Annotated in this window: 6 protein-coding genes; 4 read left to right on the forward strand and 2 right to left on the reverse strand. The window is 65.5% G+C overall.

Going from position 1 to position 11,504, the window contains the following annotated elements; translation table 11 throughout:
- Positions 1 to 176: 176 nt before the first annotated feature.
- Both YM304_RS03750 and YM304_RS03755 read right to left on the reverse strand, forming a co-directional pair.
- Entirely contained in the window at positions 177 to 2,273 is a 2,097-nt protein-coding gene (locus tag YM304_RS03750) for a sodium-translocating pyrophosphatase (RefSeq protein ID WP_015440307.1), read from the reverse strand.
- A gap of 260 nt (positions 2,274 to 2,533) precedes the next feature.
- Positions 2,534 to 4,015 carry a hypothetical protein gene (locus tag YM304_RS03755; protein WP_015440308.1) on the reverse strand — a complete coding sequence of 494 codons (1,482 nt, stop codon included), beginning with the start codon at positions 4,013 to 4,015 and terminating at the stop codon, positions 2,534 to 2,536.
- Positions 4,016 to 4,180: 165 nt separating this feature from the next.
- Here YM304_RS03755 and YM304_RS03760 point away from each other — a divergent pair, with 165 nt between their 5' ends.
- The 4 genes from YM304_RS03760 to YM304_RS03775 all read left to right on the forward strand — a co-directional run bounded on the left by YM304_RS03760 (position 4,181) and on the right by YM304_RS03775 (position 11,459).
- Positions 4,181 to 4,999, forward strand: coding sequence for a succinate dehydrogenase cytochrome b subunit (locus YM304_RS03760; RefSeq protein ID WP_083908197.1), 819 nt, complete (start codon positions 4,181 to 4,183; stop codon positions 4,997 to 4,999).
- Positions 4,996 to 6,918: a fumarate reductase/succinate dehydrogenase flavoprotein subunit gene (locus YM304_RS03765; RefSeq protein ID WP_041297981.1), complete on the forward strand. Its 1,923-nt coding sequence runs from the start codon at positions 4,996 to 4,998 to the stop codon at positions 6,916 to 6,918. The genes YM304_RS03760 and YM304_RS03765 overlap by 4 nt, the downstream gene beginning before the upstream one ends.
- Positions 6,919 to 6,975: 57 nt before the next feature.
- On the forward strand, positions 6,976 to 7,749 hold the full coding sequence (locus tag YM304_RS03770) for a succinate dehydrogenase/fumarate reductase iron-sulfur subunit (protein WP_015440311.1): 774 nt from the start codon (positions 6,976 to 6,978) through the stop codon (positions 7,747 to 7,749).
- A 152-nt stretch (positions 7,750 to 7,901) separates the two neighbouring features.
- Positions 7,902 to 11,459 carry a right-handed parallel beta-helix repeat-containing protein gene (locus tag YM304_RS03775; RefSeq protein WP_083908198.1) on the forward strand — a complete coding sequence of 1,186 codons (3,558 nt, stop codon included), beginning with the start codon at positions 7,902 to 7,904 and terminating at the stop codon, positions 11,457 to 11,459.
- Positions 11,460 to 11,504: the final 45 nt, after the last annotated feature.

Consider the following 11,504-nt stretch of genomic DNA (forward strand, 5'->3'; position numbering starts at 1 on the left):
GGGAGCAGGCTCGTGACCAGGTCGAACTCGTCGCCAACGATCTTGCGCCTCCGTCCCCGCCGAGGTCAATGTGACAGACGTCCGAAAACGACGACGCCCCGCCGGACGGTTTGTCTCAGAGACAAACCGTCCGGCGGGGCAGACGTGCGGATCAGGTGTGGATCAGACCAAGGTCATCACACGAACGCGGAGGCGAACACCAGGCTGACGATCGTCATGACCTTCAGCAGGATGTTCATCGCCGGGCCGCTGGTGTCCTTGAACGGGTCACCGACGGTGTCACCGACAACGGCAGCCTTGTGCGGGTCGGAACCCTTGCCACCGTGAGCGCCGGCCTCGATGTACTTCTTGGCGTTGTCCCAGGCACCACCGGCGTTGGCCATGAAGATGGCGAGCGCGAAGCCCGTCACCAGGGCGCCGGCGAGGAGACCACCGAGGGTGTCGACGTCGATGAAACCGACGACGAGCGGAACGACGACAGCGAGTGCGCCGGGGATGACCATCTCCTTGAGGGAGGCCTCGGTCGAGATCGCCACACAACGAGCGGAGTCGGGGATGACGCCTTCCTTGCCTTCACGCAGGCCCGGGATCTCGCGGAACTGACGACGCACTTCCTCGATCATCTGGTTGGCCGCACGGCCGACGGCGTCGATCGTGAGCGCAGCGAAGAGGAACGGCAGACCGGCACCGAGGAACAGACCGACGAACACGTCGACCTGACCGATGTCGAGGTTGAGCACCTTCTCGCCTTCGGAGGCAGTGGTGATGGCGAACTCGAAGCTCTTGAAGAGCGCGAGTGCGGTGAGCGCAGCCGAACCGACAGCGAAGCCCTTGGCGACGGCAGCGGTGGTGTTGCCGAGCGAGTCGAGGGCGTCGGTGACTTCACGCACCGACGGGTCGAGCTCGGCCATCTCGGCGATGCCGCCGGCGTTGTCGGCGATCGGACCGTAGGCGTCGACCGACACGACCACACCGGTGGTGGCGAGCATGCCGATGGCTGCCACGGCGATGCCGTAGAGGCCGCCGAACTCAGCGTCGTTGAACGTCTGCAGGCCGCCCCAGTAGGCGACGCCGACACCGACGAGGATGAGGACGACCGATGCGGCGACCGAGATCATGCCGAAGCTGATACCGGAGAGGACCGTGGTGGCCGGGCCGGTTTCGGACTGCTTGGCGATCTTCTTGACCGGACCGAACGCGTCGGAGGTGTAGTACTCGGCGGTCTTGCCGAGTGCCCAGCCGACGAGCAGGCCGCCGATGACCGAGAGGGCGAGGCCCCACGGCTTGGTGAAGATCTCGTCGTCGCCGAAGAGCCAGTAGGCGCCACCGATGACGCCGACGATGGTGATGCCCATCGCCACGTTGGTGCCGAGGTGCAGTGCCTTGCTCAGCGCGTGGCTGTCGGTCGAGTCGCCACCCTTGACGAGGAACGAACCGATGATCGAGGCGACCATGCCGATGAACGCGACGAGCATCGGGAACATGAACAGCGGGAGCACGTTGGCATCGCCGGCGTTCTCGGCCACGAGGCCACCGGCGAATGCCACCAGCGAGATCGGAGCGATGATCGAGCCGGCGTACGACTCGAACAGGTCGGCACCCATGCCGGCGACGTCGCCGACGTTGTCGCCGACGTTGTCGGCGATGGTGGCCGGGTTGCGCGGATCGTCTTCGGGGATACCGGCTTCGACCTTGCCGACGAGGTCGGCGCCGACGTCAGCAGCCTTGGTGTAGATGCCGCCGCCGACACGGGAGAACAGCGCGATCGTCGATGCGCCGAGGCCGTAGGCCGTGACGATCTCGAACGCGTCGTCGACCTCGAGGAACGTCACGAACACCAGGTAGGTGATCATGAGTCCGCCGAGTGCGAGACCCGCAACGGAGAAGCCCATGACGGCGCCACCGCGGAATGCCACGGGGAGCGCTGCCGACGGGCCGGACTTCGCGGCTTCGGTCGTGCGAGCGTTTGCCATGGTCGCAACGGTCATGCCGGCATAGCCAGCACCCGCCGAGAGCACGGCGCCGAGGACGTAGGTGACCGCCGCGAGCGGGGCGATGACGATGGCCAGAAGGATCGCCATGACGACGGCGAATGCGCCGACCCACTGGTATTCCTTCTGCAAGAACGCCTTGGCGCCCTTCTGGATCTCGGTCATCAGGAAGACCATGCGCTCGTTTCCGGGCGGCGCGGCTTCGACGGCCTTGTAGTAGTAACCCGCGAGTCCGAGCGCAGCGACAGCTGAGATCAGAGCGAGATATGGAATGACGTCCACGGGGTGGTGCCTCCTGGGCGTGATCGGTCGTCGCGTGGTTCGCAACGATTGTCATCGTTCGCGGGCTTCCCCCCGTCGAACCGGACCATGATGGCCGGTCGATGAGGTTACGATGAAATCAGAGCGACCGGTCACACGATCGGTTGACCCCGCGCGAGTCACATCGTCGAGCTCGCGATTCGGGAAGGCCGCGGTTCACGATCACTGCGATGCATGCGGTTCGCGATCGGACGACACGTCGCTGCTCATGACGGTCGCCGTCAGAGACCGCTAGCCAAGGTGACGGTGTCGGCGGGAACGCTGATCTGGACGACCGATCCTGCGGCGTCGGCGGGATCGATCTCGAAACAGGCGGCGAACGTCTTCGGTTCGTCGGGGAACGCCATCAGGTGGTCGTCGCCGAAGTTCCAATCGACGCCTCCCTCGGGAGCCGGGGCGGCGGCGAACACGTCGAACACGCCGGGGCAGTACGACGTCCAGTCGTAGAGCTCGGTGCCGTCGCCCGACACGAGAGTCCAGTCGGCGCCCCACGTCGGCGCGATCGGGCCGAACTCCTGCGGATCGAGGTTGGTGACCTCGACGTCGACCATCACGTACGAGCGAGTGTCGGACGGCGGGCGAACCGTGTCGCCGAGCCGCTCGGCCAGAAGCTCGACGTCGTCGACCGATGCGCCGACCACCTTGAGATCGAACACGAGGTCGGTCCCGACGAGTTGCTCCGTGCTGCCGGAGTCGGCGGCCTGCGCCGTGTTCGCCGTCGGCCCGTTGTCGGGGAGACGCATCGTGACCGGGGCGTCGTCGCCGAGGAACACCGAGACGACGGCGAGCGCTTCGGCGGCATCCTCCTCCTCGACGATCACGCACGTGTTGAAGACGACCTGATCGCCCTGCTGCTGTTCCGTCGTGAGGCCGTGGATCGACAGATACGAGTCGGGAACGTGGGCGCCGCAATCGTCGTCGTCGTGGTCGTAGACGACGAGGTCGTAGCCACCGATCGCTCCGATCTGGATGTCGCTGGCCCGGCCGGGTGCGTCAGCGATCCGTGTGGCGGTCACCTCGGTCAGGATCGCTCGGCGACTACCGCCGACCCGGTTCCTCGACGAGTACGCCTCCAGGAAGTCGGCAGCGTCTCGGTCGACTCCCGTGATCTCGATGCGCCAGCCGTCGAGTTCGACCGGGCCGGGAGGGACAGCGGCCTCGGTGGCCGCGGCGACCCGTGCGATGCGTTCGCGTTCGAGCCGTTTCGCCTCGGCGATCTCCGCGAGACGAGTTTCGCGGGCCTCGAACGAGACCGATCGGCCACCCGGGTCGAGTCGCACCTCGCCGTCGTCGCGGAAGCTGAAGTCGCCCGAACACGACACCAGGTAGCCATTGGTGCGGTCCCACGTGCCGTCGCCATCGGCTTGTTTCCAGTCGGCAGCGCAGGTGAGTTCGCCTGCATCGCCCTGGTTGAACGCGGCGACCTCGAACTCGGTGCTGCCGTCCTCCAGCACCGACACCGTGGTCGTCCACGGCAGATCGACGACCATCGACTCACCGCGGTATTCGTACGGGTCGTCGAGTTCGAGGTCGGGGGTGAACGGCGCCCGCCGGCCGTCCGGATACACCAGCGCCTGGTCGACGCCATCCCCCGAGATGGTCACCTCGATCGTGACGCCCGGCGCCGACCCGGACGAGCAGGCGGCACCGAGCGCAGCGAGGCAGCACACGATCGCGGAGGCGGTGACACGGCGAAGGTCCATGCGGCAACGTTCCGACACTGCCGTGAACGAAGCGTGAACCGGTCGTCGCTCGCAGGCGCCGACCGTCCGCAGGCCGGCGGCGCGGCGTCGCGTGACGAACGCCATGAAGGATCGACGGCGGCGGATTCGGTGCGGTCCGGACGCGGGCGAGTAGGTTCAGGTCCTATGGCACAGACGTTGAGCCGAGGACCTGTGACGGGCACCGCCGTCAAGGAACCGGCGAAGAAGAAACCGTTCGTTCTCGACCTGTACGCAACTGCGGTCGGCAAGAAGTACGTCATGGCGGTGACCGGCCTGATCGGCATCGGCTTCGTCATCACGCACATGATCGGCAACCTCAAGATGTACCTCGGTGTCATCGACGAGGGCAACGGTGAGCGTGCCTACGACATCGACATCTACGGAGAGTTCCTGCGTGAGCTCGCCGTGCCGCTGCTCCCGCGCACGTACGTGCTCTGGGGTCTGCGCATCGTGCTGATCGCTGCGGTCGCGCTGCACATCCACGCCGCCGCCGGACTCACGAAGATGAACCACGAAGCTCGCTCGGTCAAGTACCAGTCGGCCCGTGACTACCAGGTCGCCAACTTCGCGAGCCGTTCGATGCGCTGGACCGGCTCGATCGTGTCGATCTTCATCGTCTGGCACCTCGCCGACCTCACGTGGGGGTTCGTGCACCCCGACCACGTCGTCGGCGCCGCCTACTACAACATCAGTGAATCGCTCAGCCGTATCCCGGTGGCGATCCTCTACATCGTCGGCAACGTCGCCCTGGGTATCCACCTGTTCCACGGCGTCTGGTCGCTGTTCCAGTCGCTCGGCTGGAACAACCCGAAGTTCAACGCGTGGCGTCGCAACATCGCGATCGGCACCGCAGCACTCATCGTGGCCGGAAACGTCTCGTTCCCGGTCGCAGTCATGGCGGGAGTGGTCGAGTACGACCCGGCTGCCGTCACACACCCCGTCGGAGAAGAGGCCGGAGAATGACGTTCGAACTCGATTCGAAGATCCCTGAAGGGGCGATGGCCGACAAGTGGTCGAACTACATCGCCGATCAGAAGTTGGTCAACCCGGCCAACAAGCGCAAGTTCAAGATCATCGTCGTGGGCACCGGCCTCGCCGGTGCATCGGCAGCCGCCACGTTCGGTGAGCTCGGCTACCAGGTCGAGTCGTTCACGTTCCACGACTCGCCGCGGCGTGCCCACTCGATCGCTGCCCAGGGCGGCATCAACGCCGCGAAGAACTACCAGGGTGACGGCGACAGCGTTCACCGTCTGTTCTACGACACGGTCAAGGGCGGCGACTTCCGTGCCCGTGAAGCCAACGTCCACCGCCTCGCCGAGGTGTCGGTCAACATCATCGACCAGATGGTCGCCCAGGGCGTGCCGTTCGCCCGCGAGTACGGCGGTCTGCTCGACAACCGTTCGTTCGGTGGCGCACAGGTCAGCCGTACGTTCTACGCCCGCGGCCAGACCGGCCAGCAGCTTCTGATCGGTGCCTACCAGCAGCTCGCCCGCCAGATCGGCCTCGGCAACGTCAAGCTCTGGAACCGCATGGAGATGGTCGACGTCGTCAACATCGACGGCCGTTGCGCCGGCATCGTCACCCGTGACCTCATGACCGGTGAGGTCAGCTCGCACTCGGCGCACGCCGTCGTGCTCGCAACCGGTGGCTACGGCAACGCCTTCTACCTGTCGACCAACGCCATGGCCTGCAACGTCACCGCGGCGTGGCGTGCGCACCGCCGAGGTGCCGGATTCGCCAACCCCTGCTACACGCAGATCCACCCCACGTGCATTCCGCAGGCCGACGACTTCCAGTCGAAGCTCACGCTCATGTCCGAGTCGCTCCGCAACGACGGTCGCATCTGGGTTCCCGAGAACCCCGACGAGACCCGCCCGGCGTCGGAGGTTCCCGACGAAGAGCGCGACTACTACCTCGAACGCATCTACCCGAGCTTCGGCAACCTGGCGCCGCGCGACGTGTCGTCGCGAGCCGCCAAGCGTGCGGTCGACTCCGGTCGCGGTGTCGGACCGCTGAAGAACGGCGTGTACCTCGACTTCGCTGCGGCGATCGAACGGCTCGGTGCCGACACGATCAAGGAGCGCTACGGCAACCTGTTCGACATGTACGAGCGCATCACGGGCGAGAGCCCGTACGAGCGCCCGATGCGCATCTACCCGGCGAGCCACTACACGATGGGCGGCCTGTGGGTCGACTACGAGTTGCAGACCACGGTGCCCGGACTCTTCTGTGCCGGTGAAGCCAACTTCTCCGATCACGGCGCCAACCGTCTCGGTGCGTCGGCGCTCATGCAGGGCCTCTCCGACGGTTACTTCGTGCTGCCGTACACGATCGCCCCGTACCTCGCCGACCTGCTCAACAAGCCGGTTCCCGACACGAGCCACGAAGCGTTCAAGGCCGCCGAAACCGAGGCGACCGAGCGCTACAACGGCTACCTCGCCATCAACGGCACACGGGGTCCCGACCACTTCCACCGTGAACTCGGCAAGATCATCTGGGACTACTGCGGCATGGACCGCAACGAGGCCGGCCTCGAGAAGGCACTGTCGGAGATCCCGGCACTGCACGAAGAGTTCAAGAAGGACCTCAAGGTCACCGGCAACGGCACCAGCCTCAACCAGACCCTCGAGAAGGCGGCGCGCGTCGACGACTTCTTCGAACTCGGCATGCTCATGTGCAAAGACGCACTCACCCGTGAGGAGAGCTGCGGCGGACACTTCCGTTCCGAACACCAGACCGAAGAGGGCGAAGCACTCCGCAACGACGAAGACTTCGCTCACGTCACGGCGTGGGAATGGAGCGGCGACCCGTCGGCCCCGATCGAGAACCGTGAGCAACTCGAGTACGAAGTCGTGAAGTTCGCGACCCGTAGCTACAAGTGACGCCCAGGCGAATCCAGCAGAGCATCGAACGCAGAGTCTGAGAAGAGAAGCAGAGCAGTGACCACACTCACCAACATCACCCTCAAGGTCTGGCGCCAGGACGGACCCGGTCAGCAAGGCCGTTTCGAAACCCACCAGATCCCCGAGATCAGCGACGAAGCGTCGTTCCTCGAGATGCTCGACATCTTGAACGAACGCCTCATCGAGGAGAACAAGGAAGCGATCGTCTTCGACCACGATTGCCGCGAGGGCATCTGTGGCACCTGCTCGTTGATGATCGACGGTCAGGCGCACGGCCCCGAGAAGGCCACCGCCACGTGTCAGCTGCACATGCGTACGTTCGAGTCGGGTGCCGAGATCGTGATCGAACCGTTCCGTGCGACGGCGTTCCCGATCATCAAGGACCTCATGGTCGACCGGGCTCCGTTCGACCGGATCATCGAGTCGGGTGGCTTCATCACCGCGCCGACCGGTGGGGCCCCCGACGCGAACCTCATCCCGATCCCGAAGCCGGTCGCCGACTCGGCGATGGACAACGCCGAGTGCATCGGTTGCGGCGCCTGCGTGGCAGCGTGCCCGAACGGTGCAGCGAGCCTCTTCACCTCAGCCAAGATCGCACACCTCAACCTGCTCCCGCAGGGCCAGGCCGAGCGCTTCAAGCGCACCGAGGCCATGGTCGAGACGATGGAGGAGTACTTCGGTTCGTGCACGAACCACGGTGAGTGCAGCTCGGCGTGTCCGAAGGAGATCTCGATCGACTCGATCGCCCTGATGAACGCCGACTACCTCAAGTCGAAGATCAAGAACCGCAAAGCCCTCTCCCGCCGCTGATCTCACCTCCGCGGCGCCCGATGCTCGCTGAGTGAGGAGTGCGTCGAAGGCCTCACGTTGCTCGAGTTCACGTTCGGGCCGCGCTGCTGTGGCATGCTGGCTCCGTCGAAAATTTGACGGGCGGCGGTGACGCCGTGGAGAGGGATGAGCAGATGACCACACCAGCAGGTAACCGCGCACGCAAGGCGAGCCGCGTCGGGGGAGCGATCACCGTCATTGGCGGCATGCTCGTCGTCGGAGACGGCGGGCCTGTCGGCGCCGCGACGCTGACCGTCGACACCGCATCCGACGACCCGGCCGATGGGCTGACGCTCCGAGAAGCGATCGACACTGCCGCAGACGGCGACACGATCGTGTTCGATCCGTCGCTTGCCGGGGCGACGATCGAATTCGACGGCCTGACGAATGGCCAACTCAGGATCGTTACCGATCTCACGATCACGGGTCTGGGGCGCGACGCCCTCACCCTCACGTCGAACGACGGCGACGTGTTGTACATCTACAACCACTCGGTCACGGTGACCGACCTGTCGATCGAGGCGGCCCCCGACGACGGCATCGAGGTATCGGACAACGGGGGCGGCCCGACTCTCACCCTGACCCGTGTCGACATCTCGGGGAGTTCCTCCGACGGCGTGAATTTCGAGAGCGTCACGGGGTCGGTGTCGATCAGCGACTCGACGCTGACGGAAAACGGCAGTCGTGGCGTGGCGATGAACCAGGTCCACGACCTGACCGTGATGGATTCGACGCTCACGGGCAACGACTCGAGCGCCATCTACGCAGATGACGTCTACGGCGATGTGATGATCTCCGGATCGACGTTCGACGACAACGGTCGCGCGGGTGTCGGTCTCGAAGAAGTTCGGGGCAACCTCAGCGTCACCAACTCCACGTTCACCGGCAACGACAACGACGCGATCTATGTCGACGACTTCGTCGAGGGCGACGTGACACTGACCGATCTCGAACTCGTCGACAACGGTGACGCCTGGAGCTTGCAAGACGTCGCAGGGGCAGCCGTCACGATCACCGATGTCACGGCGAGTGCAACGGGCGTCGACACCGACAACGACATGCAGTTGTACGCCGACACCGGGGTTGCCACGAGCCCCACGCTGACGGTGTCGAACGTGACGGGCGCCGGAGATGACACCTCCTTCCGCCTGTACGGCTTCGGAGACACCACCATCTCCAATGTCGAGCTCACCGGCACCAACGGGGCGTACCTTCGCGCCCGGCGCATGCACGGTGACGTGTCGATCACCGATTCTCGAGTGGTCGGCGAGCGGTATGCCAGCTTGTACCTGTATCGGGCGTACGATGCCGACATCAGCATCGATGAGGTCGAGGTCAACGGTGAGGTCGGAATGCGACGCATCTACGACGGCGCCATCAACATTTCGAACGCCACGGTGGGGTCCGAGCGCGACGGCGGCATCGAGATTCGTTACGCGTCCGACGTGTCGATCTCGGATGTCTCCGTCAGCAGCCCCGACGACACGGGCATCGAACTCAACTACATCGAGAGTTCGGTCGGTGCATCGCTCCCAGGTGACATCACCATCGAACGGGCCACCGTGAGTGGGGCCGGTGATGAGGGAATTCGTGTTCGCCGGGCCGAAGACGGAGTGGTCACCATCACCGATACCGAGATCGCCGATGCCGGGGAGGTGGGTCTGTACCTCAGGTACGTGGGGGACATGACCCTGAACCGTGTCACGATCACCGGCTCCGAGGAAGAGGCGGTCTCCGCTGATCGAGGTCTCGGGACTCTTTCGATCGCCAGTTCCACGCTGATCGACAACGGCGGGGCGGGGGACCATGCCCTCAACCTGTACGACGGCACCGTTGACATCGCTCACTCCACCATCGCCGGCAACGGCGCAGGTGCGAGCAGCGGTGGCATCGAGGTGTACGCCGCCGACGTCACCATCGATCACACGATCCTCACGGAGAACGGAGGCACTGCGGTATTCGTCGACGGTCCGGGCAGCGTCACGGCAACGAACTCGTTGGTGCCCGTCGGCTCCGGCCTCGGAGCGTCGAACGTCGAATCCGACACGGCCGATCTGTCCCCGGTCGGCGATTTCGGCGGTGAGACTCGAGTCGCTCCGCCGCTCAGCGGGTCCGCGGCCGTCGACGCCGGCGATCCAGCCATCGCTGGTGAACCTGCGACCGACCAGCGTGGTGGCCCGCGCAAGATCGGCACGATCGACATCGGCGCCGTCGAGGTCGACCCGGTGAGTTCGGTCGCTGTGGCCGACGCGACCGTCGACGAGAACGCAGGTGTGGTGTCGGTGGAGGTGGAGCGCACCGGCTCGGTCGACCTCCCCATCAGCGTCGACCTCGCTACGGTTGACGGTTCGGCAACTGCGGGCGACGACTACACCGCAACGACCGGCACCGTGTCGTGGGCCGCTGGCGAAACCGGTGTGAAGACCGTCGACGTCCCGATCACGGACGACACGATCGCGGAGCCGTCGGAGACGTTCGCGGTGAACCTCTCCAACCCAGTTGACACGACGATCTCCGATGCCGAGGCGACCGTGACGATTCTGGACGTGCCGCCCCCGCTCGCCGCGCTGTCGCCGGCACGTCTCGCCGACACTCGCGCTGGCAAATCGACGGTCGACGACGACTTCAACGGCGACGGGAAACTCGGCGCGGGCGACGAGTACAAGGTCCAGATCGCAGGACGAGGCGGTGTGCCCGCCGACGCAAAGGCCGCGACGATCAACGTGACGGCTATCGGCGCCGACAGCAACGGGTTCGTCACCGTTCACCCGTGCCTCCCGACGCCGCCGAACGCGTCATCGCTCAACTACACCGCTGGAGTCAACCTGGGCAACGAGGTCACGGTGCCGCTCGACGCGAACGGCGCGGCGTGTTTCTACACCTCGAGTTCCGTACATCTCACGGTCGACGTCGTCGCGTTCATGCCCGGCGAGGGTCGGGGGATGCCGTTGACGCCTGCCCGTTTGCTCGACACTCGAATCGGAGCAACGACCGTCGACGGCCGCGCCGCCGGCCGTGGTCGGGTTCCTGCGGGCGCGTTCGAACAGTTGAGCGTGGCTGGTCGAGGTGGTGTCCCCGCCGACGCCGCCGCCGTCATCGTGAACGTCACATCGATCGGCGCCTCGGGCAACGGGTACGTCACGGCGCACCCGTGCCTCCCCACCGCGCCGAACGCGTCGTCGCTCAACGTCGTCGCTGGCGTCAACCGGGGCAACGAACTGATCGCGCAGGTCGATGCGAACGGCGACATCTGTCTGTTCGTGTCGACCGAAATGAACCTCACGGTCGACGTGACCGGCTACATCCCGAACGGCACGGCGCTGAACTCGGTGTCTCCCGCTCGCATCCTCGACACCAGAGCGAACGGCGAGACCGTCGACGACATGTCGGAGAAGGAGGGCAAGCGCTCCGCGGGTTCGGAGTACACGCTGCAGGTGGGCGGTCGCGGCGGCGTGCCGGGCGATGCGAAGGCGGCGATCTTGAACGTCACGGCGATCAATCCGGAGAGCGTGGGGTTCCTGACGGTGCACCCGTGTGTGTCGCCACGACCCGAGGTCGCTGCGCTGAACTACGTCCCTGGAGTGAACGGCGGCAACGAGATCGTCGCCTCGCTCGACGCGAGCGGTCAGGCGTGCATCTACACCTCAGCCGCTGCCGACATCACGGTCGACGTGGTCGGCTACCTCGCCTGATCCCGACAACTCGTCGGAACCGCGTGCGTCATCTGGTGTCTGACA

This window comes from Ilumatobacter coccineus YM16-304 (assembly GCF_000348785.1).
GTDB lineage: Bacteria > Actinomycetota > Acidimicrobiia > Acidimicrobiales > Ilumatobacteraceae > Ilumatobacter_A > Ilumatobacter_A coccineus.

What these genes read in the sequence shown, in the direction of transcription:
- YM304_RS03765 (WP_041297981.1), top strand. Translation starts at nt 4,996, where the DNA reads ATGACGTTCGAACTCGATTCGAAGATCCCTGAAGGGGCGATGGCCGAC.
- YM304_RS03775 (WP_083908198.1), top strand. Translation starts at nt 7,902, where the DNA reads ATGACCACACCAGCAGGTAACCGCGCACGCAAGGCGAGCCGCGTCGGG.
- YM304_RS03755 (WP_015440308.1), bottom strand. Translation starts at nt 4,015, where the DNA reads ATGGACCTTCGCCGTGTCACCGCCTCCGCGATCGTGTGCTGCCTCGCT.
- YM304_RS03760 (WP_083908197.1), top strand. Translation starts at nt 4,181, where the DNA reads ATGGCACAGACGTTGAGCCGAGGACCTGTGACGGGCACCGCCGTCAAG.